This window comes from Mesorhizobium sp. 113-3-3, from assembly GCF_016756495.1.
Classification (GTDB): Bacteria; Pseudomonadota; Alphaproteobacteria; order Rhizobiales; family Rhizobiaceae; genus Mesorhizobium.
In genome coordinates, this window is sequence record NZ_AP023243.1 from 4245564 (window position 1) to 4270259 (window position 24696).

The window sequence follows — 24696 nt, forward strand, 5'->3', positions numbered from 1 at the left end:
GTGACAATGGCGGAAATGTTTCGCCGCTCAGTCCCCTGAAAAGAGTGCGTCAGATCAGCGCTCAGCCCGGCCGCGACGATTTATAGACGTTGACGCCCAGCTCGCGAATCTTCTTGCGCAGCGTGTTTCGGTTCAGCCCCAGCAGCTCCGCGGCCTTGATCTGGTTGCCGCGGGTTGCGGTCATCGACGCCAGGACCAGCGGATATTCGACCTCGGACAGAATGCGCTGGTAAAGCCCGGCGGGCGGCAATTCGCCGGCAAACGAGGCGAAGTAACGCTGCAGGAAATGTTCGACCGCCTGGCCGATGGAGAGGTCGTCGGGAATGAGGTTGCCGCCGCCGGGCACCACGGGGCGCTCGCCGGTCTTCAGCTCCGCCTCGATGATCTCGGCTGATATTTCGTCCTGCGAATAGAGGGCAGCCAGCCGGCGAACCAGGTTTTCCAGCTCGCGCACATTGCCCGGCCATGGGTAGCGCTTCATCAGCTCGATGCCGCCCGACGAGATACGCTTGGTCTGCAGCCCTTCCATCTCGCCGAGCTTGAAGAAATGGCGCACGAGGTCGGGCACGTCCTCGGAGCGCTCCCGCAGCGCCGGCAGCCTCAGCGGCACGACGTTGAGACGATAGAACAGGTCCTCGCGGAACAGTCCCTGGTTGATCAGCGTGCGCAGATCCTTGTTGGTGGCGGCGACGATGCGCACATCGGTCTTGATCGGCGTGCGGCCGCCGACCGTCGTGTATTCGCCCTGTTGCAGAACACGCAGCAATCGCGTCTGCGCCTCCATAGGCATGTCGCCGATCTCGTCGAGGAACAGCGTGCCGCCCTCGGCCTGCTCGAAACGGCCGGTGGAGCGGTTCTGGGCGCCGGTGAAGGCGCCCTTCTCGTGGCCGAACAGTTCCGATTCAATGAGATCGCGCGGGATCGCCGCCATGTTGATGGCAACGAACGGCCCGCCGCGACGGCGGCCATATTCGTGCAGCGCGCGCGCCACCAGTTCCTTGCCGGTGCCGGATTCGCCCGAGATCATCACCGTCAGGTCGGTCTGCATCATGCGCGCCAGCATGCGGTAGATGTCCTGCATGGCCGCCGAACGGCCGACCAGCGGCATGGTTTCGGGCTGCTCATCCGGCCGCGCATCGATCTTCGGCCGCCTCGGCTCCGACAGCGCCCGGTTGACGATGTTGAGCAGTTCGGTCAGGTCGAACGGTTTCGGCAGATATTCATAGGCGCCGGTCTCGGATGCGCGAATCGCCGTCATGAAGGTGTTCTGGGCGCTCATGACGATGACCGGCAGTTCCGGCCGCGCCTTCTTGATGCGCGGCAGCATGTCGAAGGCGTTCTCGTCCGGCATCACCACGTCGGTGATGACGAGGTCACCCTCGCCCGCCGCCACCCAGCGCCACAAGGTCGAGGCGTTGGAGGTGACGCGCACCTCATGGCCAACGCGCGAGAGAGCCTGGTTGAGCACCGTGCGGATCGCCGCATCGTCATCAGCGACGAGAATATTGCCGCGAACCGTCATTTGCGGTCTCCTTCACCGTCTTCTTCAGCGCCGAACGGCGTTTCCTTCCAGGCCGGCATCAGGATGCGGAAGGTGGTTCCGCGTGGGGTCGATTCGCATTCGATGATGCCGCCATGCTCGCCGACGATCTTGGCGACCAGTGCCAGCCCCAGCCCCGAGCCGTTCGGCTTGGTGGTGATGAAGGGATCGAACAGGATCGGCAGGATATCTTCCGAGACACCCGAACCATTGTCGCGCACGCAGAATTCCAGCGGCAGCGACACGCGGTCCTGCGTGCCTGGAACCGAAACGCGAATGCCCGGCCGGAAGGCGGTCGACAGCACGATCTCGCCATGCGGGTCGCTGCCGATCGCCTCGGCGGCGTTCTTCACCAGGTTCAGGAACACCTGGATCAGCTGGTCGCGATTGGCGAATACCGGAGGCAATGAAGGATCATAGTCCTCCAATATCTTGATTCTCTTCGCAAAACCGTTCTTGGCGATCGCCTTCACATGGTCGAGTACGACATGGATGTTGACGGGATAGCGATCGATCGGCCGCTCGTCGGAAAACACCTCCATGCGATCGACCAGTGAGACAATGCGGTCCGTCTCGTCGGTGATCAGCCGGGTCAATGCGCGGTCTTCGTCGGAGGCGGACAGTTCGAGCAGTTGCGCGGCGCCACGAATGCCGGAGAGCGGGTTCTTGATCTCATGGGCGAGCATCGCCGCCAGGCCGGTCACCGAGCGCGCGGCGCCGCGATGCGTCATCTGCCGGTCGATCTTGTCGGCCATCGACCGTTCCTGGAACATCACCACGACGGAGCCCGGGAATTCCGTCACAGGCGCGACATAGAGATCGACGACCTTTTCGATGCCGAGGCGTGGCGAGGACACATCGACCCGATACTCGTTGACCGGAGCCCGGCGCTCGCGCACCTGATCGACCAGGGTCAGCAGCGGGCTGCCGAAGGGGACGAGCTTGGACAGGGTGTTGCGCGCCAGCATGGTCGCGCTGGAGCGAAAGAAGTCCTCGGCATCGGCATTGGCGAAGGTGATGAAGCCTTGCTCGCTGATCATGATCACCGGGCGGCGGATCGTGTTGAGGACGATCTGGGCGGCATCCACCATTTCAGTTCCCTGGCCAGCGGTGGCGTTCATGCGGCGCTCCGCAGGCTCGAGAGTTGCGGATCGCGTGAAAACACATTGCGCAGCAAGGCAATGACTCGAGCCGGATCGAACGTGGTCAGGATCGCCTTTCGGTCGTCGTCGGCGACGCCAACAGCATGGCGATCGAGATACCAGCCCAGATGCTTGCGTGCCTGGCGCAAACCGCTCTCGACGCCATAAAGCGCCAGCATGTCCTCGTAGTGGGCGACGATATAGTCGGCCAGATCAGCGGGAGTCCGCGGCACGTTGGCCGCGGTTTCGCCTGCCGCCGCGGCTGCGACGCTACCGGCGATCCACGGCGCGCCATAATGCGCGCGGCCGACCATCACCGCATCGGCGCCGGATTGGTCAAGAATGGCGGCCGCCTCGGCAGGGGAACAGACATCGCCGTTGGCAACGACCGGAATGGATACGGCCTCCTTGACGCGAGCGATGGCGCGCCAGTCGGCCTTGCCCTGGTAGAACTGGCAGCGCGTGCGGCCATGCACCGTCACCATCTTGACGCCGGCCTGCTCGGCGCGGCGCGCGAGGATGGGCGCATTGAGCGCGCCTTCGTCCCAGCCGAGCCGCATCTTGACCGTCACCGGCACCTTGACGGCGCCGACCACGGCCTCGATCAGCGACAGCGCATGGTCGAGATCCAGCATCAATGCCGAGCCGGCATAACCACCGGTGACCTTCTTGGCCGGGCAGCCCATGTTGATGTCGATGATGTCGGCGCCCTCGCCTGCGGCGATCCGCGCGCCTTCGGCCATGTGCGCCGCCTCGCGGCCGGCGAGCTGCACCATATGGACGGGCAGGCCCGAATGACGTATGCGCAGATCGAAGCCTGCTCTTCCCTTGGCGAGTTCGCCGCTGGCCACCATTTCGGACACGACCAGGCCCGCGCCATGCGCATGGGCGCGCCGCCGGAAAGGCTCGTCGGTAATGCCCGACATCGGCGCGAGGAAAACGCGATTGCGGATTTCCACGCCGCTGACGTCGAGAGGCGCGGCCAATCTGGCTAAGTTAACCATGCACAAAAACCAAGCATGTCCATTCGTTGCACATTCTCTAGCCATATCAGCCACAATGTGCAACGCGGAATGACGTCACATTGAGGCGCAATTGGGAAAATATCGGCCCCCGGCTTTTGCCGCGACCAGGGCGTGGCGCGTTCTTCAGGATGCTTTGGAGTTCATATTTGACGCACGATCTTTTCGGAAAACCAATTACACTTTTGGGGATCGTGCGCTAAGCCAATCGCCATGACTGACGGAACTGAAAACGCGGGCGCGACAGGTGGGGTTGCGGTGGTGATCGTCGCCGCCGGCCGCGGCGCTCGTGCCGGCCAGGCCAACGGACCCAAGCAGTACCAGAACATCGGCGGCCGCGCCGTCATTGCGCATACGCTGGAGATGTTTCTTGCCCATCCGCGGACCGGTCGGATCGTCGTCGCCATCCACGCCGACGACCACGACCTGTTCCGGCAAGCGGCGGGCGCCCAGGCCCAGCGCGTTATCGCCGTCATTGGCGGGCCAACCAGGCAGGAATCCGTCCGGCTCGGGCTATTGGCGCTGAAAGACGACGCGCCAGACCGGGTTCTGATTCACGACGCCGTCCGACCGTTCGTCGACGCGGAGTTGATCGACCGCACCATCGCCGCCATCGGCGAGAACGAGGGAGCATTGCCCGCTTTGCCCGTCGCCGACACACTGAAGCGCGAGTCGGCCGCCGGGGTGGTCGCGGAAACCGTTTCCCGCAGCGGGCTGCACGCGGCGCAAACGCCGCAAGGTTTTCCCTACGGACCGATCCTTGCCGCGCACGACAAGGCACATCAGCTAGGCAGGCTGGACTTCACCGACGACGCGGCCATCGCCGAGTGGGCGCGGATTCCAGTCAAGCTCGTTCCGGGCTCGCCGGACAATGTCAAACTCACCTGGGCACGGGACATCGCCATGGCGCACCAGCGGCTTTCCAGCGAACGAACACATTTCCCCGACATCCGCACCGGCAATGGCTACGACGTCCACGCCTTCGAGCCCGGCGATCACGTCACACTGTGCGGTGTCGCCATTCCGCATGACAAGAAACTGTCCGGCCATTCCGATGCCGATGTCGGCCTGCACGCCTTGACCGACGCGCTGCTGGCGACCTGCGGCGCCGGCGATATCGGCACGCATTTTCCGCCGTCCGATCCGCAGTGGAAGGGCGCCGCGTCGCGGATCTTCGTCGAACACGCGGCAAAGGTGGTGCGCGAGCGCGGCGGGCGCATCGCCAATGCCGATATCACGCTGATCTGCGAAGCGCCGCGCGTCGGCCCGCATCGCGAGGCGATGACGGCGGCCCTGTCACAGATGCTGGGGATTTCCGCGGACCGCATCTCGATCAAGGCGACAACCAATGAGAAACTCGGCTTCGTGGGCCGCGAGGAAGGCATCGCGGCGATCGCGACCGCCAGCGTGGTGTTCCCCGGGGAGGTGCCGGAATGAGCAACGCCGAGCTCGCAAACGCCCTGCTGCTGGCCTGCCAGCACCGTGGCATCATGCTGGCGACCGCCGAAAGCTGCACCGGCGGCCTGATCATCGCGGCGCTCACCGACATTGCCGGCTCCTCCGCCGTGGTCGACCGCGGCTTCATCACCTATTCCAACGAAGCCAAGATGGAGATGCTCGGTGTTTCCGCCGAAACGCTCGAGGCGCATGGGGCTGTGTCGCGCGAAACGGTGCTGGAGATGGCGGCCGGCGCGCTGGCGCATTCGCGCGCGAGCCTTGCTCTTGCCGTTACCGGCATTGCCGGCCCAGGCGGAGGTTCGGCTGACAAGCCGGTCGGTCTCGTCTGGTTCGGCCTTGCTCTTGCCGGCCAGCCGGTTGTCGCCGAGCGCCAGCTGTTTGGCCACAAGGGCCGCGAATTCATCCGCCACGAGACGGTAAGACACGCGCTGAAGCTGGGCCTGCAAGCGCTCAGCCAGGATTAAGCCTGCGGCGCGACACCATAGATGATGTCGGCGCGCTTTTCGAAAGCCTCGGCGAACATGCGGAAGGCTCGGTCGAACATGGTCCCCATCAGCGCGCCCAGAATGCGGCTCTTGAACTCATAGTCGATGAAGAAGCGGACGGCACAGCCGGCGCCATCGGGTTCGAAACGCCAGACATTGCTGAGATATTTGAACGGGCCATCGATATATTTCACGTCGATGGCGTTCTCGTCTGGCTTCAAAAGCACCTGGGTCGTGAAGGTCTCGCGGATCGCCTTGTAGCCGATGCTCATGTCGGCCAGGAGAATGGTGCGTCCGTCACGCTCCTTGCGCGAGCGTACCGTCAGTGCCTCGCAAAGCGGCAGGAATTGCGGATAGGCCTCGACATCGGCAACCAAGGCAAACATCTGCTGCGGCGTATGGGCAACGCGGCGGGTGGCTTCGAATTTCGGCATGCAACCACCTCTAAAGCGCGTCGCGTCGGAACGGATTCATGCAACGCGCTTTAGAGTTCTTGTTTCTATGCAAGTCGTTCTCCCAAAACCGAGGTCACTTTTGGGCGACATGCATCAGACCGATTTCTGGAGCTGCGCTTCCCGCGCCGCGCGCAGCCGGGCGAAATCGTCGCCGGCATGGTGCGATGAGCGCGTCAGCGGGCTCGATGCCACCAGCAGGAAACCCTTGGTCCGGCCGATCGTCTCGAAGGACTTGAACTCTTCGGGCGTGACGAAGCGGATCACCGGATGGTGCTTCTTCGACGGCTGCAGATACTGGCCGATGGTCATGAAGTCGACATTGGCCGAACGCAGATCGTCCATCAGCTGCAGGATCTCATTCCGCTCCTCGCCCAGGCCGACCATGATGCCGGACTTGGTGAAGATCGACGGGTCGAGTTCCTTGACCCGCTGCAACAGCCGGATCGAGTGGAAATAGCGGGCGCCCGGCCGCACCGTCAGATAGTTCGACGGCACGGTTTCGAGATTGTGGTTGAAGACGTCGGGCTTGGCCGCCACGACGATCTCGAGTGCGCCGTCCTTGCGCAGGAAATCGGGCGTCAGGATTTCGATCGTCGTCAAAGGCGTCGCCGCGCGTATTGCCCGGATGACCTCGGCAAAATGCTGCGCACCGCCATCGGCAAGATCGTCGCGGTCGACGGAGGTGATGACGACATGGCTGAGCCCCATCTGCTTGACGGTGTGCGCGATACGCGCCGGCTCATCGGCATCCAGCGCGGTCGGAATGCCGGTGGCGACGTTGCAGAAGGCGCAGGCGCGCGTGCAGATCTCGCCCATGATCATGAAGGTGGCGTGCTTCTTTTCCCAGCACTCGCCGATGTTGGGGCAACCAGCCTCTTCGCAGACGGTCACCAGCTTGTGCGATTTCACGATCTCGCGTGTCTCGGCATAGCCCTTCGAGACCGGCGCCTTGACGCGGATCCAGTCCGGCTTGCGCAAGACCTCCTGGTCGGGCTTGTGTGCCTTCTCGGGGTGCCGCAGCCGCGGCGCGTTGGCGATCGTGTCGAGGACAGTGACCATCTGAACCCTGGCTTCTCTTGCGACCGCCCGTCGGCGATCGTCACTTTATCGTCATCTAGGACTTTTCGGCACAAAGAAAAAGGCTGCGACGGTGCATGCCGCCACAACCGTTTTCGCATAGCCGCGAATGATACCGATTAGCGGCGCACCAGGCGACCGACCCAGATCAGCAGGCATGCACCGATGAAGCCGGTGATCAGATAGGCGATCCAGCCGACGCCGAATGGGCCGAAATTGAGCGCTTGCAGGATGGCGTTCAACACGACTGCGCCAACTATACCCATGATAATATTCATGAAAATGCCGGTGTTGCTCTTCATGAACATTTCGGCGAACCAGCCTGCCAGGCCGCCGATGATGATGGCTGCGATCCAGCCCACGCCGTTCAAGTGCATATGCCTTCTCCTTGCGCGCGTAAAAATGCATGCGGAAACGAACTGCCTTGCCGTCGAGTTCCCAGGGCTTTCGCGGCTGAGTCTCCTGCAGCGAATCTATCATGCGTTCAAGGCGCGGCCATAGGCGTCGAGCACGCTCTCTTTCATCATCTCCGACAGCGTCGGATGCGGGAAGATGGTGTGCATCAGCTCTTCCTCGGTCGTCTCGAGGTTCATCGCCACGACAAAGCCCTGGATCAGTTCGGTCACCTCGGCGCCAACCATGTGGGCGCCGAGCAGCTGACCGGTCTTCTTGTCGAAAATGGTCTTGATGAAGCCCTGGTCCTCGCCAAGCGCGATCGCCTTGCCGTTGGCGGCGAACTGGAAGCGGCCGACACGGATATCCTTGCCTTCGGCCTTGGCCTTGGCTTCCGTCAAGCCGACGGAAGCGACCTGCGGATTGCAGTAGGTGCAGCCGGGTATCTTGAGCTTGTCGATGGCGTGCACGCCGGGGAAATTCGCGATTTTCTCGACGCACACGACGCCCTCATGCTCGGCCTTGTGGGCAAGCATGGGCGGGCCGGCGACGTCGCCGATGGCGTAGACGCCGGGCACATTGGTCTTGCCGTAGCCGTCGACGACGACGCAGCCACGATCGGTCTTCACGCCAAGCGCTTCAAGCCCGAGGCCCTCGATGTTACCCTGGACACCGACGGCCGAGATCATGCGGTCTGCGGTGATCTTCTCGACCTTGCCGTCCTTCATCTCGACATGCGCGGTGACCGAGTTGGCGCCCTTTTCGACCTTGGTCACCTTGGCTTCGAGGATGATCTTCATGCCTTGCTTCTCGAACTGCTTTTGCGCGAATTTCGAGACTTCGGCATCTTCGACCGGCATCACCGCCGGCAGCAGCTCGACGACCGTCACGTCGGCGCCCATGGTGCGGTAGAACGAGGCGAATTCGATGCCGATGGCGCCCGAGCCCATCACCAGCAGCGACTTCGGCATCTCCTTCGGCACCATGGCCTCGAAATAGGTCCAGATCAGTCTGCCGTCCGGCTCGATACCGGGCAGCGCGCGCGGCCGGGCGCCGGTCGCCAGGATGATGTGCTTGGCGGTGTAGGTGCCCTCGCCCTTGACGCCCTTCGGCACCGGCGGCTGCGGTTCCATCGGCTTCTTGGCCGTCTTGGAGACGACGACCTCACCCGGCTTCGACAGCTTGGCTTCGCCCCAGATGACGTCGACCTTGTTCTTCTTCATCAGGAAGGCCACGCCGCCATTGAGCCGCAGCGAAACTTTGCGCGAGCGGTCGACGACGGCCGATGTGTCGACGCTGACCTTGCCGTCGAGCTTCAGGCCATAGTCCTTCAAATGATCGGAATAGTGCATGATCTCGGCCGAGCGCAGCAGCGCCTTGGTCGGGATGCAGCCCCAGTTGAGGCAGATGCCGCCGAGATGCTCGCGCTCAACGATCGCCGTCTTGAAGCCGAGCTGGGCGGAACGCACCGCCGTGACATAGCCGCCGGGGCCGGAGCCGATGATGATGACGTCGTAGTTCTCAGCCACGGGATTTTCTCCTTCAATCACAATTCCAGCATGACGCGCACGACTGGTGCCAGCGCCTTGCCGATGTTTCGCGTGTTTTCCGCATCGAGATGGACGCCGTCGAGCGGTGTGGTTTGCGCCACCGTGCCGGCATCGAAGAAGCCGCAGCCGACCTCGTCGGCGAGCGCGGCATATTGCGGGGCGAGATGCTTCGATGCCTCGTCACCGCCGGCAAACATTTCCCTGAAATCGGCATTTTCGGTGCGGCTTACAATGGGCGGCGACACAATGAGTATCTGTGGCGCCGGCCAGTCGAACGGATAGTCATGGCCACGCACGATGTCGATCAACCGCTGGATGCCTTGCTTGGCGGCGACCGGATTGCCGTGGATCCACGGCTTCATGTCGTTGGCGCCGAGCATGATGACGATCAGGTCGATCGGCGCATGGGTCGTCAGCACCGTCGGCAACAGCCGCGCACCGTTGCGGTCCGCTCCGGCCAGATGATCGTCGAAGGCCGTGGTGCGGCCATTGAGGCCATCGGCGATGACCTGGACGCCACCGCCAAGCCCGGCCTGCAGCACGCTTGGCCAGCGGTCCTGCAGCGCGTGGCGGCCGCCCTCGGCATCATAGCCCCAGGTCAACGAGTCGCCGTAGCAAAGCACTGTCTTCATGCGTTCACCTGTGCATTGATCAAACCGGTTCCCAGCCGCCAGCGCACGAACAGCCAGTGAACCAGGACCGTGGCCAGGCTCGGCAAAACCAGGCCGGCGACGATTGGCAGGTCACTCCCCCACTGGCGCTTGTCGATCGGCTGCGAGAATGTCCAGCCGATCAGGCCGAGCCCGACAAGCACGAACAGGACAATGGCGCAAAGGGCCAGCCAGTTGATGATCGTCGGTGCATTTGAAAAGAACTGCGCGACGAAAAACATCATCGTCACGACGATGGTGACAAGCGCCGACACCATGAACACCAGAATGTATTCTTCCTGCGCATGGGTCGCGATGGCCAGTCCCAGCGCAACCAGGCTGCCAGCAAAGCCGGAAATGAAAAAGGCGAAAAGGCTGGTGAAGAATTTCCGCACGAGCCTTTTCCTCTCCTAGACCAGCATGCCCATCGGGTTTTCGATGAGCCGCTTGAAGGCGACCAGCAGTTCGGCGCCGAGTGCTCCGTCGACGGCGCGATGGTCGGTCGACAGCGTCACCGACATGACGGTGGCGATCTTGATCTCGCCATTCTTGACCACCGCCCGCTCCTCGCCGGCACCGACCGCCAGGATCGTCGCATGCGGCGGGTTGATGACGGCGGCAAAATCCTTGATGCCGAACATGCCGAGGTTGGAGACGGCTGTCGTGCCGCCCTGATATTCTTCCGGCTTCAGCTTGCGGCTGCGGGCGCGGCTGGCCAGATCCTTCATCTCGTTGGAGATGGTCGACAGCGTCTTTTCGTCCGCATGCCGAATGATCGGCGTGATCAGGCCACCGGGGATCGAGACGGCAACACCGACATCGGCGTGCTTGTGCTTGACCATGGCACTTTCTGTCCATGAGGCATTGGCATCCGGCACCGCCTTCAATGCCAAAGCCATCGCCTTGATGACCATGTCGTTGACCGACAGCTTGTAGGCTGGCGCCTCGCCCTTGTCGGTCTTCTTCATGGGTGCCGCGGCATTGATCTGCGTGCGCAATGCCAGGAGCGCGTCGAGCTCGCAGTCGAGCGTGAGATAAAAATGCGGAATGGTGGATTTTGCCTCGACCAGGCGGCGCGCAATGGTCTTGCGCATATTGTCGTGCGGCACGAGCTCGTAGGAGCCCTGCTCGAACAGCTTCAGCACCTGATCGTCCGACATCGGCTTCACCGCCGGGGCGGAAGCAGCAGCCGGTGCGGCAGCCGGAGCCTTGGCGGCGGGTGCCGCCTTGGCACCACCACCTGCAATCGCGGCCTCGACGTCGGCCTTGACCACGCGGCCATGCGGGCCGGTGCCGGTCACGGCCGAGACATCGACGCCCGCGTCCTTGGCGATGCGGCGCGCGAGCGGTGAAGCGAAAGTGCGCTCGCCAGCCGCGTGGCCATTGGCGGCCGGAGCCGGCTCTGCCTTTGCCTGTGCAGGTGCCGCTGCGGCTGCCGGTTTCGGCGCCTCTGCCTTTGGCGCCTCGGCTGGCGGAGCTTCGGCTTTCGCCGGTGCGGCACCGCCACCGCTTTTGGCGGCAGCGCCCGCATCCTCGCCCTCGGCGGCGAGCACGGCGATCAGCGCGTTGACCTTGACGCCTTCGGTGCCGGCGGGAACGATGAGCTTGGCGACGGTGCCCTCGTCGACGGCTTCGACCTCCATCGTCGCCTTGTCGGTTTCGATCTCGGCGATGACGTCGCCCGGCGAAACCTTATCGCCTTCCTTGACCAGCCACTTTGACAGATTGCCCTCTTCCATCGTGGGCGAGAGCGCCGGCATGGTGATGTTGATTGGCATTTTGTCCTCCCGCCCGGTTCAGCGATACGTGACGGCTTTGACCGCCTCGATGACCTCGCCGACATTCGGCAAAGCCAGCTTTTCGAGGTTGGCCGCATAAGGCATCGGCACGTCCTTGCCGGCAATGGTGATGACCGGCGCGTCGAGGAAATCGAAGGCGCGCTGCGACACCTGGTTGGCGATGTGGTCGCCGACCGAGCTCTGCGGGAAGCCTTCCTCGACCACCACAAGGCGGTTGGTCTTCTTGACCGAGGCGATGATGGTGTCGAGATCGAGCGGACGGATGGTGCGCAGATCGATGACCTCGGCGTCGATGCCCAGGCCGCGCAATTCGGCTTCGGCCTTGACCGCATAGGTCATGCCGATGCCGAAGGAGACGATGGTGACGTCCTTGCCTTGCTTGTGGATGCGCGCCTTGCCGATCGGCAGCACGAAATCATCCAGCTTCGGCACGTCAAAGGACTGGCCGTAGAGGATTTCGTTCTCGAGGAAGATGACCGGGTTCGGGTCGCGTATGGCTGCCTTGAGCAGCCCCTTGGCGTCGGCGGCGGTATACGGCATCACCACTTTCAGGCCAGGAATGTGGCTGTACCAGGCGGCGTAGCACTGCGAGTGCTGGGCGGCGACGCGGGCAGCGGCACCGTTGGGTCCGCGGAACACAATCGGCGCGCCCATCTGGCCGCCCGACATGTAAAGCGTCTTGGCGGCCGAGTTGATGATCTGGTCGATCGCCTGCATGGCGAAATTGAAGGTCATGAACTCGACGATCGGCTTCAAGCCGGCCATCGCAGCACCGACGCCGACGCCGGCGAAACCATGCTCGGTGATCGGCGTGTCGACGACGCGACGCGGTCCGAATTCCTGCAGCAAGCCTTGGGTGATCTTGTAGGCGCCCTGATATTCGGCGACCTCCTCGCCCATGACGAAGACATCGCCGTCACGGCGCATCTCCTCGGCCATGGCATCGCGCAGCGCTTCGCGCACCGTGGTCGAGACCATCTCGGTGCCTGCCGGAATGTCGGGATCGGCGGCAACCTCGGTCTTCGGGGCGGCCGCGACTGGTGCTGAGGCCTCGCTCTTGGCCGCAACCGGCGCCGGTGCAGCCGTTTCAGCCTTGGCGGGCTCTTCGCCGATGCCTTCGCCGGCTTGATCGGTGTCTTCGCCTTCAACCGCAAGCACGGCGATCACAGCGTTGACCTTGACGCCTTCGGTGCCGGCGGGAACCACGATCTTGGCAAGCGTGCCTTCGTCGACGGCTTCGACTTCCATCGTCGCCTTGTCTGTTTCGATCTCGGCGATGACATCGCCGGCGACGACCTTGTCGCCTTCGTTCTTCAACCACTTGGAAAGATTGCCCTCTTCCATGGTCGGCGAGAGAGCGGGCATGAGAATTTCGATCGGCATGTCCTGGCCTCCCTTACAGTACGATATCGGTCCAGAGCTCGGACGGATCCGGCTCCGCGTCGTTCTGGGCGAATTCGGCGGCGTCGGCGACGATGTCGCGAACCTCCTTGTCGATGGTCTTGAGCTCGTCCTCGGTCGCCCACTTCTTCTCGGTCAACCGGGCCTTGACCTGTTCGATCGGGTCATGCTCGGAGCGCATCTTCTGCACTTCTTCCTTCGAGCGGTATTTCGCCGGGTCGGACATGGAGTGACCGCGATAACGGTAGGTCTGCATTTCGAGGATGATCGGCCCGTTGCCGGCGCGGCACCATTCGGTGGCCTGATCGCCGGCGGATTTGACCGCACGCACATCCATGCCGTCGACCTGGATGCCGGGAATCTTGAACGAGGCGCCGCGGTGGGAAAAATTGGTTTCGGCCGATGAGCGCGACACCGAGGTGCCCATGGCGTAGCGGTTGTTCTCGATGATGTAGATCACCGGCAGCTTCCACAGCGAGGCCATGTTGAAGCTTTCATAGACCTGGCCCTGGTTGGCCGCGCCGTCGCCGAAATAGGTCAGCGAAACATTGTTGTTCTCGCGATAGCGGTTGGCGAAGGCCAGGCCCGTGCCAAGCGACACCTGCGCACCGACAATGCCGTGGCCGCCGTAAAAATGCTTCTCCTTGGAGAACATGTGCATGGAGCCGCCCTTGCCCCTGGACAGGCCGCCACGGCGTCCGGTCAACTCGGCCATGACTCCACGCGGCGACAGCTCCATCGCCAGCATATGGCCATGGTCGCGATAGGCCGTGATCATCTGGTCGCCGTCGATCAGCGCCATCTTCATGCCGGTGACGACAGCCTCCTGGCCGATATAGAGATGGCAGAAGCCGCCGATGAAGCCCATGCCGTAGAGCTGGCCGGCCTTTTCCTCGAAGCGGCGGATGAGCAGCATGTGCCGGTAGGCGGCAAGCTCTTCATCCTTGGTGAATTCAGCAGGCTTGGGCGCGGAAAGCCCTGATTTGGCGTCGGATTTCGATTTGGCAGGCGCTTTTCTGGCTGCGGTGGCCATGCATCACTCCCTGTTGGCGTCTCTTTGCGGACATTAGGGCAGGATGACTCTGCCCTGGGAAGATCAGCTCTCCCCACCGATTTATGCAAGGCTAACACGCGTCACAGCGTTGCGCCATGACGAATTTGCATAGCTGGCATGCGCCTAAGCGATTAAAATCATTGAAAATATTGGCGATTAACTGAAATTCAGTTATTTAGATGTGACCGGCAACATGATGGTAATTTCGTCAGCCTGGGACAGGTTGAGCGCCTTGCGCGCCTGCTCGTCGAGCATGTCCTTCTCCAGCGTACCGTCTTGCATGAGCCGAACGCGCCGTTCCAATTCTATCCGGCGCGCTTTGATCGCATCGAGCTGGGCCTGCAGTGCAACCGTCTGAGCTTCCAGCTGATATTTCGAATTGATGCCGAATTCGCCGTGATAGGCGTGGAAGCCGAAATAGGCCAGGAACACCACGCAAAGCGAAGGGATGATCAGCCGGCCGGTATTTCTCTGCTTGTGCTGACGCGTCCACATGACCGATTCCCCATGGCCGCAAACTCGAACGACCCGGACCCTTTTTCGCCTGATTGTGCTTAACGGACGGTTACGGAGACCGACCCGGGCGACCAGCGAAATGAAAAAGGGCGGGAATGATCCCGCCCTTCGCAATATTCGAGTTTCGGTGTCTTCCGATCAGCCCTTGATCACCGACTTGCCGGCGTAGCGCGCCTGCTTGCCGAGCTCTTCCTCGATCCGGATCAGCTGGTTGTACTTGGCCATGCGGTCGGAGCGCGACAGCGAACCGGTCTTGATCTGCCCGCAATTGGTTGCGACGGCGAGATCGGCGATGGTCGAATCCTCGGTCTCGCCCGAACGGTGCGACATGACGGCGGTGTAGCCGGCCTTGTGCGCGGTCTCGACGGCATCGAGCGTTTCCGTCAGCGAGCCGATCTGGTTGACCTTGACCAGGATCGAATTGGCAACCCCCATGCGGATGCCGTCGCGCAGGCGCGCCGTGTTGGTGACGAAAAGGTCGTCGCCGACCAGCTGCGTCTTCTTGCCGATCAGGTCGGTCAGGTACTTCCAGCCTTCCCAGTCGTCCTCGGCAAGGCCGTCCTCGATCGAGATGATCGGATAGTCGGCAGCGAGCTTGGCGAGATACTTGGCCTGCGCCTTGGGATCGCGCGTCTTCTTCTCGCCCTCATAGACGTAATTGCCGTCCTTGAAGAACTCGGTCGCGGCGCAATCGAGGCCGAGCGCGATTTCCTCGCCCGGCTTGAAGCCGGCCTTCTCGATCGATTCCATGATGAAATCGAGCGCTACAGGCGCGCTCTTCAGGTTCGGCGCGAAGCCGCCCTCGTCGCCGACATTGGTGTTGTGGCCGGCATCCTTCAGCTTCTTGCGCAGCGTGTGGAAGATTTCGGAACCCCAGCGCACGGCTTCACGAAGCGTGGGAGCGCCGACCGGCATGATCATGAATTCCTGGAAGTCGATCGGGTTGTCGGCATGGGCGCCGCCATTGATGATGTTCATCATCGGCACAGGCAGGATATGCGCCTTGGTGCCGCCGACATAGCGATAGAGTGGCAGGCCGGCGGCGTCGGCCGCGGCCTTGGCCACCGCCAGCGAAACGCCGAGAATGGCGTTGGCGCCGAGCCGGCTCTTGTTGGGCGTGCCGTCGAGCTCGATCATAGTCTGGTCGATATGGATCTGGTTTTCGGCTTCCATGCCGCCGATTGCTTCGAACAGCTCGCCATTGACCGCCTCTACGGCCTTCAGCACGCCCTTGCCGAGATAGCGTGCGCCGCCGTCGCGAAGCTCGACGGCTTCGTGGGCGCCGGTCGAGGCGCCCGACGGCACCGCGGCGCGGCCCATCGAACCGTCTTCGAGCACAACATCGACCTCGACGGTCGGGTTTCCACGGCTGTCCAGGATTTCACGTCCGACAATGTCGATGATGGCGGTCATTGCGATGTCCCCGATTGATCTGACGAAAGGTCGCGCCCGTCTTAGCCAAAGCGACGCAAAAGGCAATCCGGCCATAGCCGAATAGTGCCGGCGGCCCGATTCACGAAGCGCAAATTTCTGTCATCATAAGTCATGCGGCGGGGCACGCATTCCGGGTTATGGCTGGTGTCGCGCGGGGCGAAACATGAGGAGTTTCGCCATGTCCGAGTTGAGCGGTATCGTGAGTCTGTTCCTGATCGCGGCGGCATTCCTGACGTCATGCGACAACAACCAGTCGCCACCGAAGGCCAGTGCGCCTTTACCGGCGTTGAGCACCAGCGAATAGGCGCTGGCGTTGAATCAAAAAGGGCCCCGTCGAAACGAGGCCCTTTTTGATTGTCGTGCCGTCAGTGCCAGTAGGGCGTGACCTTGTAGTACTGATAGGATGCGTCGCGCGCGCTTTCACCGTCGGCGCCGGCCAGTTCGTTGATCGAATAGGCGGGTGCGGCCTTCAGCTGCTCCTTCGAGAAGGGCACGACATAGCCGCCCTTGTCCTCGTCGTAGTCGAGACTGGCCCACGGAATGGCATGGTACTTCTCGCCGATGCCGAGAAAGCCGCCAAAGCCGATCACCGCGAACATGATGCCATTCGACGTCTTGTCGAGCATGATGTCCTCGATGCTGCCGATGCTCTTGCCTTCGGTGTTGTAGACGGACGTGCCGATGACGCGCGAAGCGGCGATGGCTTCGGTGTGGCCTGTCTGGGATGTCATGGTGTGCTCCTCGTTGTCGTTGAACTCTGCTTTGACAATGAGGGGCGCGGGCGAAAGTTCCCGACTTTTTCGGCGACGGCCGATCACTCCGCGAGGATGAAAGTCACCTTCATATTGACGCGGTAGGCAGCGATCTTGCCGTCCTCGACGACGATCTTCTGATCCTGGATCCAGGCGCCTTCGACGTTCTTGAGGGTTTTCGACGCGCGCGCGATTCCCTTCTCGATGGCGTCCTGAAAGCTCTTCTTCGATGACGAGGTGATTTCGGTGACGCGGGCGACGGACATGGCTTCCTCCTGCCAAAACGCTTATTTGCCGGCCAAGCGTACAACCGCCCCCTTCCGACCACAAGCACCGGCGGGAAGCGAGGCCTAGCGGCCCTTGGCTATCCGGTCGAATGCCATGAGCTTTTCCAGAAGCGCCGGCATATCTTTCAGCGGCAGCATGTTGGGCCCATCGGAAGACGTCGAATTATCGGGATCCTGATGGGTCTCGATGAAGACGCCGGCGACACCGACGGCGACAGCCGCGCGGGCCAGGGTCTCGACGAAACGGCGCTCGCCACCAGACGAACCGCCCTGCCCGCCCGGCTGCTGCACCGAGTGCGTGGCGTCGAAGATCACCGGCGCGCCGATCTCGGCCATGACAGGCAGTGCGCGCATGTCGGACACCAGCGTGTTGTAGCCGAAGGACGCGCCGCGCTCGGTGGTCAAGACGTTGGCGTTGCCCGAACCGGTGATCTTGGCGACCACATTCTTCATGTCCCACGGCGCGAGGAACTGCCCTTTCTTGACGTTGATCACCTTGCCTGTTTTCGCCGCGGCAACCAGCATGTCGGTCTGGCGCGACAGGAAGGCGGGGATCTGCAGCACATCGACATGCGGCGCGACGATCGCGCACTGCTCCTCGGTGTGGACATCGGTCAGCACGGGAAGCGAGAATTCCTTGCGCAGTTCGTCGAAGACCGGAAGTGCGGCGTCCATGCCGGCGCCGCGCGTCGCCGACAGCGAGGTGCGGTTGGCCTTGTCGTAGCTGGTCTTGTAGACGAGGCCTATGCCGAGCTTATCGGTCAGTTCCTTCAGCGCGCCGGCCATGTCGAAGGCATGCTGGCGCGACTCGAACTGGCAAGGGCCGGCGATCAGCGCCAAAGGCGCATTGTTGTTGAAGACGACATTGCCGACGGTTACCGACGAATTGGGCGCCATTGGATTGGGCGCTTGGGGCTTGCTCATGGGATCTCCCGGAAGATGAATGCCGCGCCCTGCCCGGATGCCGGCGGCACGACAATGTCCGTGCCCGCTATATCGTACTTGATGGCATTGGCTGCAAGCAGGCTCAACGTGGCATCGAAGCTGCGGACGGCAAAGACGATCGCTGCGAAGCGCAGCTTCGTGGGTGAGCCTGCCGCAATACCAAAGCGGGCGGTGAGGGATCTGAGATCGAGCACGCTCAAGGTTGCATTCGGCAGGAAAAACGCCCCGCCCTCGCCGCTGGCGGCAGGGTCGTTCACCGCCACGGAAATCAGTCTGGTCTGTTCGGCGGGCTGGTCGCTGACCGCGACCACCTCGAGGATCCCGCTGGCGCCATTGGCGTGGGTCTGCAAAGCCGTACGGTCCACCTTTGGCGCATTGATCCGCTGGCAGGCAAACAGGAACGCATCGGTCGCGCCGCTGGCCGCAGCAAAGGCGAGTTTGAACGATGCGGTGTCGCTTTTGCCCGACGTATCGGCGAAAGCGCGCGAAAAGTTCAGCGTGTCGCCAGCCGACAGACCGGTTTCGACAAAGCGTGCATGGTCGGCATCGGCATTGTCGGTCCCCAGAACCAAGGCCGAAAAACCTTCATCGCCGTGGTTTTCGCGATAGAGCCGGTCGCGGGCGACGAAGACGTTGCCGGCGGCCGTCGCGTCGATCGTTGCCTGTTCATTGCCAATCGCGAGCGGTTCCAGATACGTGCCGTCGGCGAGGAAGACGCAACAGTTTTCCGTTCCAAAGGGATGGATACCGGTTGGCGCGACGACGAAGCCCAGCGAAGTGAGCCGGGCTCGCGCCACCTCGAGACTGCCGGTCGGCAGAACGAGATGGTCAAGCGGATGCGTGCCGGTGGCTGGTCTGTCGGTCATCGGGGCGCGGTGTGCATCATTCCGCAGGGCGGTTCAAGGCTATTTCCCGTCGGCGGCCGCCGGCTTGTCGAGAACCAGAACCGCGGCCGGGATCAACTGCCGGCCACGACGTCGGCGGAATAGCGCAGTTCGCGCATCGGTTTGACCTTGGCCGTGGTCTGCGCATAGAGCGGATGAGCCTTGTAGGCGGCCAGTGCTGCGTCATCGGCGAACTCGGCGTAGACGACGACATCAATTTCATCCGACAGCGGGTCGACCTTGGTGTTCAAAGTGACCTCGAAGAGGCTGGAATGAGGGATATTGCCGAGTGCCAGCAGCCCGGTGCGCACGGACTCCACATCCTCCTTGCGCCGCGCGCTGAAGAAAACGATATGCCGGATCAATCCCGCCTCCTCGATCTGAATGCGGGGGTCTTTTGTGACGGCGGTTTGCGCGCGTCAACCGTTCACGGCGCCACGCGTCCTTGCGACGCGCCCCAAACGGCGCGAACCCATCTCGCGGCTACGGGGACGTCGCATGACGTCCCAGACCGCTCTCTTCGGGAGGGATATTCAGGCTTTGCCGGTGACGTAACGCACCACGTGGTTGAGCTCCCTGACCGAGATGTCGAGATAGCGGCCCTGGTTGTAGAGACCGTCCCAGATCAGGAAAAAAGCGATTGCCGCAATGACGATTACATAACGCATGGCTAAAGCTATCGCACATGGTCTGCGGCGGCCATAGACGTTTTTTGATTGTAGACAGCAGCAACTTGACGCAAGGGGCGGATGGCAAACGCCACGTGGCACAGCCCAGCCAGTGGCCTGCCTCTTGAAGTTCCCCCTCATCACGTGGAAGATTGTGGCAGGCATTCGCTGGGAGCAGTGGGAGCTACCGGGACCAGGCAAGACATTTGAACCTGGCGAATGATCCAAGAGAACCGTGACCCGGCGATTTGCGCCGGCACCACGGAAATCCAGGGGCATGAAATGGCAGACGGGGACCATCATAGCGTAGCGCCGGGCGAAGCGGTCAGGCTCGACGAGTTCAATTTCGCCGAGATCGTCAAGGGCCTGCCGGCCAAGGCGCGCATGGTGCTGTCGGCGGCGATGAACCTGCCGCGCGGTTCGCTGAAAGTCAGGATGCCGGATGGCCGCGCGGTTCTCGTTGGCGGCAAGGGACCCGGTCCGGACGCCGAACTGGTGCTCAAGAACTGGCGCCTGCCAAGCCGCGCCTTTTCCGGCGGCACGATCGGCGTTGCCGAGTCCTACATGGACGGCGATTGGGAAAGCCCTGACGTCACCAGCTTCCTGGAATTGTTCGTGGTCAATTCGGTGATTGGCGAACGAGTCGCCGGCGGCGCCAGCTGGCTCATCAACACCGTCCAGCGCATCCGCCACTGGTTCAACGAGAACACACGCACCGGCTCGAAGCGCAACATCTCCGCGCATTACGATCTCGGCAACGCCTTCTACAAGGAATGGCTCGACCCGAGCATGACCTATTCGTCGGCGCTTTACGCGAATGGCGCCAACGACCTCGAGAGCGCCCAGGCCGCCAAATACCGGGCGCTGGCCAGGGATACGGGTATCGGCAAGAAGGATCATGTGCTGGAGATCGGCTGCGGCTGGGGCGGCTTTGCCGAATTCGCGGCCCGCGAGATCGGCTGCCGCGTTACGGGACTGACGATCAGCCGCGAACAGCACGATTTCGCCAAGGCACGCATCGCCAAGGCCGGCCTTTCCGACAAGGTCGACATCAAGCTGCAGGATTACCGCGACGAAACAGGCACTTACGACCGCATCGCCTCGATCGAGATGTTCGAGGCCGTCGGCGAGAAATACTGGCCGGTGTTCTTCTCGAAGATGAAGGCTTGCCTGAAACCCGGCGGCACCGCGGGCCTGCAGATCATCACCATCAACGAAGCCGCCTACGACACCTATCGCGCCCGGCCGGATTTCATCCAGCGCTATGTTTTCCCGGGCGGCATGCTGCCGACGCCGTCGATCCTGAAGGCGCTCGGCAAGGACCATGGCCTCGCGCATCTGCGCGAGCGCGTGTTTCCCGATGACTATGCGCGCACGCTCGCCGAATGGCGCAACCGCTTCTGGGGATCCTGGGAGAAGATCGTGCCGCTCGGCTTCGACGATCGCTTCAAGAAGCTCTGGGAGTTCTACCTGCACTATTGCGAAGCCGGCTTCCGCGCCAGCTACATCGATGTGCGCCAAGTGGTCTACAAGGCCTAAGCCGCCAGCGGCCTGCCGATGTCGGGCGTGATCTCGACACCGCCCAGCGATCGCCGTGAAAAAGTCCTATCCTCACGCACGATGTCGCCCTGGACAGGCGAATCGAAAATCATCCATGCGCAAACGGACACTTCTCTCCGCGTGCATCACGGTCGCTGCCGCCGGTATCTGGCTCAACAACAGCCCGTTGCTGTCGAGCCGTCCTGCCGGCGTTCCGGTGGTCCTTGCCCATCGCGGCCTTGCCCAGGATTTCGACCGCAGGAATGTTGGTTCCAACACATGCACGGCCAGTCGCATGCTGCCGCCGCGCCATGCCTATCTCGAGAACACGATCGCCTCGATGGAAGCCGCCTTCGCGCTTGGCGCGGACGCGCTCGAACTCGATGTCCACCCGACGACAGACGGCAAGTTCGCGGTCTTCCACGACTGGACGCTGGATTGCCGGACCGAAGGCAAGGGCGAGACACGCAGCCATTCGATGGCCGAGTTGAAAACCCTCGATATCGGCTATGGCTACACGGCCGACGGCGGCAAAACCTTCCCGTTTCGCGGCAAGGGGATCGGCATGATGCCGTCCCTGGACGAAGTGCTGTCGCACTTCCCGGCCCGCAGCTTCAACATCAACGTCAAAAGCAACGATCCCCATGAAGGCGAAGCGCTGGCTGCCTGGCTCGCAAGGCTGACTCCCGCCGAGCGCGGCTATCTCTCGGTCTATGGCGGCGACGAGCCGATTGCCGCGGTCAAGGCGGCGTTGCCTGACATGCATACGCTGAGCCGCGCCTCGCTGACGCAATGCATCGTGCGATACGCGGCGCTGGGCTGGAGCGGTTATGTTCCGGACGCCTGCCGTGGAAGCACGTTGCTCATTCCCATTGACGTCGCGACATGGATGTGGGGTTGGCCCGGCCGTTTTCTCGATCGCATGCAAGGTGTCGACACACACGTCTACCTGCTCGGCCCCTATGCGGGCGGCGGCTTTTCGCAAGGGCTGGACGCCCCCCAACTCATCAACCAATTGCCGGACGGCTATTCCGGCGGCATTTCCACGGATGCGCTGGACGTTGTCATGCCGGTGATCAAGAAGCGTTTTGCGTCCCAGTTGTGAACCGGGCCGGCGGCGCAAAATCGCCGACCGGCGCCGGCTTTTCGATCGCGACGTCTTGATGCGAACGTGATGAAACCGCGATCGCGCCCTGGCCGTTCTCTCTCAGCCATCCGACGCCCCGCGCCGAACCAACGCCGAGCGCCTCTACCTATAGGAGGCTTCCATGAAGCGAACCGTTGCCGCCATAGCCATCCTGATTGCCGCCATATCCGCTGCCGAGGCACGGCGCATAGTTCCACCAACGGTCATGAATGATCCGCTGGGCCGCAGCATCAGCCCAGCCATGACGCCTGGTGCGAGCGATCTCATCGACAACACGCCAACCTCGACCATCCACGAGGTGCACGCTCCGTCCGGGATGTCGCCCTTGACCGTGCCCAGCGACCCGACTGGCACATCGCTTGAGCCGACCCAGCCAATCAGCCCGCAAGCCCCAGCGACGGCCTTGCCGCAGACGCCGGTGCCGGCAACCAATTGAAGCCGTGCGATACGCACCGAAGAGATGGAGCCGTTCGGCGTTTCCGTGAGCCGCCGAACGGCCGGATCAGAGAAGGATGCGATACTTCGCGAATCCCGCTTCGCCCTCGCCCACCGGTTCGATCTTCAGCGACTTCACATCGGCGATGAAGTCCTTTGCCTTGACGCCTGTCTCGAACACGACACTGGTTCCAGGCAGCGGCGCGAACGACCAGTTGTCGTCGGCCGACGGGTTGATCGTGCCTTGGCTGACAATGTAGCGAACGATCACGTCGCGGTTGGTGTCCGGCGCCTCATAGATGATCTTCGAGGCATTGATGTCAGGGAAATTGCCGCCGCCGCCGGCCCGGTAGTTGTTGGTCGCGACGACAAATTTCTGATTGGGATCAATTGGTTTCCCGTCGAACATCAAGTCGACGATGCGGCTCGAACCAGCGTTCGCAACACCACCCTTGGCATCGTATTTCGGCGGCTGCGACAGGTCGATCTTGTAAGAGACGCCATCAATCACGTCGAAATTGTAGGACGGGAAATCGGTGTTGATGAGCGGCTGGTCGGCCTTTCCCGCCTCGATCCGGCTGAAGAGGCCGGCCGACATTTCCAGCCATTCCTTCACCTGCGCTCCGGTGATTTCGACGGCACGCACGGTGTTGGGATAGAGATAGAGGTCGGCGACGTTCTTGATGGCGATGTCGCCGGCCGGTACGTCGGTGTAGTAGTCGGCGCCGTTGCGCCCGCCGGCCTTGAAGGGAGCGGCCGCCGACAGCAGCGGCACATCCTTCCACTGCGTGCTCTTGAGAATATCCTTCAGGTACCAGGTCTGCGCCTGGCTGACGACTTGGACTGACGGATCATCGGCGACCAGCGCGAAATAGGAATAGAGCGGCGCGGAGGTCTTGCCGACCGGACGGCGCACATAGGCCAGGGTCGCCTGGTGGTCCTGCTCGAGCGCGGCGATGATGCGTTTGTCGTCGGAAACCGTCGGCTTGTTCTTGTTGTCGACGCGCTCGAAGATCGGCCGCGCCTCGGAGGTCGCGGACACGACCTTCCATTTCGACCCGTCACGCTCCAGCATGAGGTCGATCAGACCCATATGCGAGCCCCAGAAACCGCCCATCACGGCTGGCTTGCCCTGAAGCGTGCCCTTTTGCGTGTCGACGCCCTCGAGCGACTGAAAATCCTTCTTGCCGGGGAACACCAGATGCTGGTGGCCGGTGAACACGGCATCGATGCCTTCGACACCGGCGACGAAGAACGAGGCGTTCTCCATCATGTCGCCTTGCTTCACATCGATGCCGGAATGCGAGAGCGCGATGACGATGTCGGCGCCCTCCTCCTTCATCTGCGGCACCCAGGCCTTGGACGCCTCGACGATGTCGCGCGTCTTGACGTTGCCTTCGAGACTCTTGAGGTCCCAAACCATGATCTGCGGCGGCACGAAGCCAATGATGCCGATCCTGATCGGCTGTTCGGCGCCCGAACCGTCCTTGATCTTCCTGTCGAGGATCACATAGGGCTTGAGATAGAGCTTGTCGTCACGCGGGTTGGCGGCAAGCGCGGTGCCGCGGATCAGATTGGCGCAGACGAAGGGGAAATTGGCGCCCGCCAGCACCTTGTCCAGGAACGACAGGCCGTAATTGAACTCGTGGTTGCCGAGCGTCGAGCACTCATAGCCCAAAAGGTTCATGCCTTTCATGATCGGATGCAGATCGCCATCCTTCAGGCCCTTTTCGTAGGCGATATAGTCGCCCATCGGGTTGCCCTGAAGCAGATCGCCATTGTCGATCAGCATCGAATTGACGGCTTCCTTGCGCACCGCGTCGATCAGGGAGGCCGTGCGCGACAGGCCCATCGTGTCGTTGGCTTTGTCGGCGTAGTAATCATAAGGCAGCACATTCACATGGATGTCGGTGGTTTCCATGATTCGAAGATGCGCCTGGTTGGCCTGCGCCCGGGCGGAGAAGGGATGAAGCACGATCAGCGCCCCTGTGGCTGCGGCGCCGGCGAGGAAACCGCGGCGGGAGACGGGATGGAGCAGTTGCGACATGTTTTCTCCTCATTGA

27 protein-coding genes are annotated in these 24696 nt (G+C 62.5%); 6 read left to right on the forward strand and 21 right to left on the reverse strand.

The genetic code is table 11. The annotated features are described in order from the left end of the window. Positions 1–61: 61 nt before the first annotated feature. Genes ntrC through dusB form a run of 3 tightly spaced genes read right to left on the reverse strand, consistent with a single transcriptional unit; the run spans position 62 to position 3686 of the window. Positions 62–1522, reverse strand: a complete 1461-nt coding sequence (ntrC, locus tag JG746_RS20670) for a nitrogen regulation protein NR(I) (RefSeq protein ID WP_019858034.1) — start codon at positions 1520–1522, stop codon at positions 62–64. Beyond that, positions 1519–2661, reverse strand: coding sequence for a two-component system sensor histidine kinase NtrB (locus tag JG746_RS20675; RefSeq protein ID WP_202354463.1), 1143 nt, complete (start codon positions 2659–2661; stop codon positions 1519–1521). The genes ntrC and JG746_RS20675 overlap by 4 nt, the downstream gene beginning before the upstream one ends. After that, complete coding sequence (gene dusB / locus JG746_RS20680) at positions 2658–3686, reverse strand: tRNA dihydrouridine synthase DusB (protein ID WP_202354464.1); 1029 nt, start codon at positions 3684–3686, stop codon at positions 2658–2660. The genes JG746_RS20675 and dusB overlap by 4 nt, the downstream gene beginning before the upstream one ends. Positions 3687–3917: 231 nt before the next feature. Here dusB and JG746_RS20685 point away from each other — a divergent pair, with 231 nt between their 5' ends. Together JG746_RS20685 and JG746_RS20690 are read left to right on the forward strand one after the other, a co-directional pair. Beyond that, a complete protein-coding gene (locus JG746_RS20685) occupies positions 3918–5141 on the forward strand; it encodes a bifunctional 2-C-methyl-D-erythritol 4-phosphate cytidylyltransferase/2-C-methyl-D-erythritol 2,4-cyclodiphosphate synthase (protein WP_202354465.1) in 1224 nt (407 codons plus the stop codon). Next, positions 5138–5626: a CinA family protein gene (locus JG746_RS20690; RefSeq protein WP_202354466.1), complete on the forward strand. Its 489-nt coding sequence runs from the start codon at positions 5138–5140 to the stop codon at positions 5624–5626. The genes JG746_RS20685 and JG746_RS20690 overlap by 4 nt, the downstream gene beginning before the upstream one ends. On the opposite strand, the gene JG746_RS20695 is transcribed toward JG746_RS20690, so the two are convergent. The 11 genes from JG746_RS20695 to eno form a co-directional block, all read right to left on the reverse strand. Then, complete coding sequence (locus tag JG746_RS20695) at positions 5623–6081, reverse strand: type II toxin-antitoxin system RatA family toxin (protein ID WP_202354467.1); 459 nt, start codon at positions 6079–6081, stop codon at positions 5623–5625. The two genes, JG746_RS20690 and JG746_RS20695, sit on opposite strands and share 4 nt — an antisense overlap. Before the next feature lie 114 nt (positions 6082–6195). Continuing rightward, positions 6196–7161, reverse strand: a complete 966-nt coding sequence (lipA, locus tag JG746_RS20700; protein ID WP_202354468.1) for a lipoyl synthase — start codon at positions 7159–7161, stop codon at positions 6196–6198. A gap of 137 nt (positions 7162–7298) precedes the next feature. Then, positions 7299–7556, reverse strand: coding sequence for a GlsB/YeaQ/YmgE family stress response membrane protein (locus JG746_RS20705; protein WP_091586392.1), 258 nt, complete (start codon positions 7554–7556; stop codon positions 7299–7301). A gap of 99 nt (positions 7557–7655) precedes the next feature. Continuing rightward, positions 7656–9101 carry a dihydrolipoyl dehydrogenase gene (gene lpdA, locus JG746_RS20710; RefSeq protein ID WP_202354469.1) on the reverse strand — a complete coding sequence of 482 codons (1446 nt, stop codon included), beginning with the start codon at positions 9099–9101 and terminating at the stop codon, positions 7656–7658. Positions 9102–9118: 17 nt separating this feature from the next. Then, positions 9119–9754, reverse strand: a complete 636-nt coding sequence (locus JG746_RS20715; protein ID WP_202354470.1) for an SGNH/GDSL hydrolase family protein — start codon at positions 9752–9754, stop codon at positions 9119–9121. Then, complete coding sequence (locus JG746_RS20720) at positions 9751–10167, reverse strand: hypothetical protein (protein WP_202354471.1); 417 nt, start codon at positions 10165–10167, stop codon at positions 9751–9753. The genes JG746_RS20715 and JG746_RS20720 overlap by 4 nt, the downstream gene beginning before the upstream one ends. 15 nt (positions 10168–10182) lie before the next feature. Then, a complete protein-coding gene (locus JG746_RS20725) occupies positions 10183–11550 on the reverse strand; it encodes a pyruvate dehydrogenase complex dihydrolipoamide acetyltransferase (RefSeq protein WP_202354472.1) in 1368 nt (455 codons plus the stop codon). 18 nt (positions 11551–11568) lie between these two features. Next, a complete protein-coding gene (locus JG746_RS20730) occupies positions 11569–12954 on the reverse strand; it encodes a pyruvate dehydrogenase complex E1 component subunit beta (RefSeq protein WP_202354473.1) in 1386 nt (461 codons plus the stop codon). A 13-nt stretch (positions 12955–12967) separates the two neighbouring features. Further along, on the reverse strand, positions 12968–14005 hold the full coding sequence (gene pdhA / locus JG746_RS20735; RefSeq protein WP_202354474.1) for a pyruvate dehydrogenase (acetyl-transferring) E1 component subunit alpha: 1038 nt from the start codon (positions 14003–14005) through the stop codon (positions 12968–12970). 192 nt (positions 14006–14197) lie between these two features. Beyond that, positions 14198–14521, reverse strand: a complete 324-nt coding sequence (locus tag JG746_RS20740; RefSeq protein WP_202354475.1) for an FtsB family cell division protein — start codon at positions 14519–14521, stop codon at positions 14198–14200. A gap of 159 nt (positions 14522–14680) precedes the next feature. Continuing rightward, positions 14681–15955: a phosphopyruvate hydratase gene (gene eno / locus JG746_RS20745; protein ID WP_202354476.1), complete on the reverse strand. Its 1275-nt coding sequence runs from the start codon at positions 15953–15955 to the stop codon at positions 14681–14683. A gap of 199 nt (positions 15956–16154) precedes the next feature. On the opposite strand from eno, the gene JG746_RS37680 reads away from it, so the two are divergent. Beyond that, positions 16155–16280 carry a hypothetical protein gene (locus tag JG746_RS37680; protein WP_274609307.1) on the forward strand — a complete coding sequence of 42 codons (126 nt, stop codon included), beginning with the start codon at positions 16155–16157 and terminating at the stop codon, positions 16278–16280. 61 nt (positions 16281–16341) lie between these two features. On the opposite strand, the gene JG746_RS20750 is transcribed toward JG746_RS37680, so the two are convergent. From JG746_RS20750 to JG746_RS37685, 6 genes are all read right to left on the reverse strand, one after another. Continuing rightward, positions 16342–16707, reverse strand: coding sequence for a PRC-barrel domain-containing protein (locus tag JG746_RS20750; RefSeq protein ID WP_202354477.1), 366 nt, complete (start codon positions 16705–16707; stop codon positions 16342–16344). An 83-nt stretch (positions 16708–16790) separates the two neighbouring features. Beyond that, positions 16791–16994, reverse strand: coding sequence for a dodecin family protein (locus JG746_RS20755; protein WP_027045027.1), 204 nt, complete (start codon positions 16992–16994; stop codon positions 16791–16793). An 84-nt stretch (positions 16995–17078) separates the two neighbouring features. Continuing rightward, positions 17079–17939 (reverse strand): 3-deoxy-8-phosphooctulonate synthase, encoded by an 861-nt coding sequence (kdsA, locus tag JG746_RS20760; RefSeq protein ID WP_202354478.1) that lies wholly within the window; start codon positions 17937–17939, stop codon positions 17079–17081. Further along, complete coding sequence (locus JG746_RS20765; RefSeq protein ID WP_202354479.1) at positions 17936–18826, reverse strand: VOC family protein; 891 nt, start codon at positions 18824–18826, stop codon at positions 17936–17938. The genes kdsA and JG746_RS20765 overlap by 4 nt, the downstream gene beginning before the upstream one ends. A gap of 92 nt (positions 18827–18918) precedes the next feature. Next, positions 18919–19209 (reverse strand): Dabb family protein, encoded by a 291-nt coding sequence (locus JG746_RS20770; protein WP_202354480.1) that lies wholly within the window; start codon positions 19207–19209, stop codon positions 18919–18921. A gap of 168 nt (positions 19210–19377) precedes the next feature. Beyond that, positions 19378–19512, reverse strand: coding sequence for a hypothetical protein (locus JG746_RS37685; protein WP_257784390.1), 135 nt, complete (start codon positions 19510–19512; stop codon positions 19378–19380). A gap of 282 nt (positions 19513–19794) precedes the next feature. Here JG746_RS37685 and JG746_RS20780 point away from each other — a divergent pair, with 282 nt between their 5' ends. The 3 genes from JG746_RS20780 (at position 19795) to JG746_RS20790 (ending at position 22634) form a co-directional block, all read left to right on the forward strand. Next, positions 19795–21051 carry an SAM-dependent methyltransferase gene (locus tag JG746_RS20780; protein ID WP_202354481.1) on the forward strand — a complete coding sequence of 419 codons (1257 nt, stop codon included), beginning with the start codon at positions 19795–19797 and terminating at the stop codon, positions 21049–21051. 115 nt (positions 21052–21166) lie between these two features. Next, positions 21167–22156: a glycerophosphodiester phosphodiesterase family protein gene (locus JG746_RS20785; protein ID WP_202354482.1), complete on the forward strand. Its 990-nt coding sequence runs from the start codon at positions 21167–21169 to the stop codon at positions 22154–22156. Positions 22157–22319: 163 nt separating this feature from the next. Next, on the forward strand, positions 22320–22634 hold the full coding sequence (locus JG746_RS20790) for a hypothetical protein (protein WP_202354483.1): 315 nt from the start codon (positions 22320–22322) through the stop codon (positions 22632–22634). A gap of 66 nt (positions 22635–22700) precedes the next feature. Here JG746_RS20790 and JG746_RS20795 read toward each other — a convergent pair whose 3' ends face one another. Further along, a complete protein-coding gene (locus JG746_RS20795) occupies positions 22701–24680 on the reverse strand; it encodes a bifunctional 2',3'-cyclic-nucleotide 2'-phosphodiesterase/3'-nucleotidase (RefSeq protein ID WP_202354484.1) in 1980 nt (659 codons plus the stop codon). Between the last annotated feature and the right edge of the window lie 16 nt (positions 24681–24696).

Coding starts and splice junctions, on each gene's coding strand:
- ntrC (WP_019858034.1), bottom strand. CDS start 1,522: ATGACGGTTCGCGGCAATATTCTCGTCGCTGATGACGATGCGGCGATC.
- JG746_RS20675 (WP_202354463.1), bottom strand. CDS start 2,661: ATGAACGCCACCGCTGGCCAGGGAACTGAAATGGTGGATGCCGCCCAG.
- dusB (WP_202354464.1), bottom strand. CDS start 3,686: ATGGTTAACTTAGCCAGATTGGCCGCGCCTCTCGACGTCAGCGGCGTG.
- JG746_RS20685 (WP_202354465.1), top strand. CDS start 3,918: ATGACTGACGGAACTGAAAACGCGGGCGCGACAGGTGGGGTTGCGGTG.
- JG746_RS20690 (WP_202354466.1), top strand. CDS start 5,138: ATGAGCAACGCCGAGCTCGCAAACGCCCTGCTGCTGGCCTGCCAGCAC.
- JG746_RS20695 (WP_202354467.1), bottom strand. CDS start 6,081: ATGCCGAAATTCGAAGCCACCCGCCGCGTTGCCCATACGCCGCAGCAG.
- lipA (WP_202354468.1), bottom strand. CDS start 7,161: ATGGTCACTGTCCTCGACACGATCGCCAACGCGCCGCGGCTGCGGCAC.
- JG746_RS20705 (WP_091586392.1), bottom strand. CDS start 7,556: ATGCACTTGAACGGCGTGGGCTGGATCGCAGCCATCATCATCGGCGGC.
- JG746_RS20715 (WP_202354470.1), bottom strand. CDS start 9,754: ATGAAGACAGTGCTTTGCTACGGCGACTCGTTGACCTGGGGCTATGAT.
- JG746_RS20725 (WP_202354472.1), bottom strand. CDS start 11,550: ATGCCAATCAACATCACCATGCCGGCGCTCTCGCCCACGATGGAAGAG.
- JG746_RS20730 (WP_202354473.1), bottom strand. CDS start 12,954: ATGCCGATCGAAATTCTCATGCCCGCTCTCTCGCCGACCATGGAAGAG.
- pdhA (WP_202354474.1), bottom strand. CDS start 14,005: ATGGCCACCGCAGCCAGAAAAGCGCCTGCCAAATCGAAATCCGACGCC.
- JG746_RS20740 (WP_202354475.1), bottom strand. CDS start 14,521: ATGTGGACGCGTCAGCACAAGCAGAGAAATACCGGCCGGCTGATCATC.
- eno (WP_202354476.1), bottom strand. CDS start 15,955: ATGACCGCCATCATCGACATTGTCGGACGTGAAATCCTGGACAGCCGT.
- JG746_RS37680 (WP_274609307.1), top strand. CDS start 16,155: ATGTCCGAGTTGAGCGGTATCGTGAGTCTGTTCCTGATCGCGGCGGCA.
- JG746_RS20750 (WP_202354477.1), bottom strand. CDS start 16,707: ATGACATCCCAGACAGGCCACACCGAAGCCATCGCCGCTTCGCGCGTC.
- JG746_RS20755 (WP_027045027.1), bottom strand. CDS start 16,994: ATGTCCGTCGCCCGCGTCACCGAAATCACCTCGTCATCGAAGAAGAGC.
- kdsA (WP_202354478.1), bottom strand. CDS start 17,939: ATGAGCAAGCCCCAAGCGCCCAATCCAATGGCGCCCAATTCGTCGGTA.
- JG746_RS20765 (WP_202354479.1), bottom strand. CDS start 18,826: ATGACCGACAGACCAGCCACCGGCACGCATCCGCTTGACCATCTCGTT.
- JG746_RS37685 (WP_257784390.1), bottom strand. CDS start 19,512: ATGCGTTATGTAATCGTCATTGCGGCAATCGCTTTTTTCCTGATCTGG.
- JG746_RS20780 (WP_202354481.1), top strand. CDS start 19,795: ATGGCAGACGGGGACCATCATAGCGTAGCGCCGGGCGAAGCGGTCAGG.
- JG746_RS20785 (WP_202354482.1), top strand. CDS start 21,167: ATGCGCAAACGGACACTTCTCTCCGCGTGCATCACGGTCGCTGCCGCC.
- JG746_RS20790 (WP_202354483.1), top strand. CDS start 22,320: ATGAAGCGAACCGTTGCCGCCATAGCCATCCTGATTGCCGCCATATCC.
- JG746_RS20795 (WP_202354484.1), bottom strand. CDS start 24,680: ATGTCGCAACTGCTCCATCCCGTCTCCCGCCGCGGTTTCCTCGCCGGC.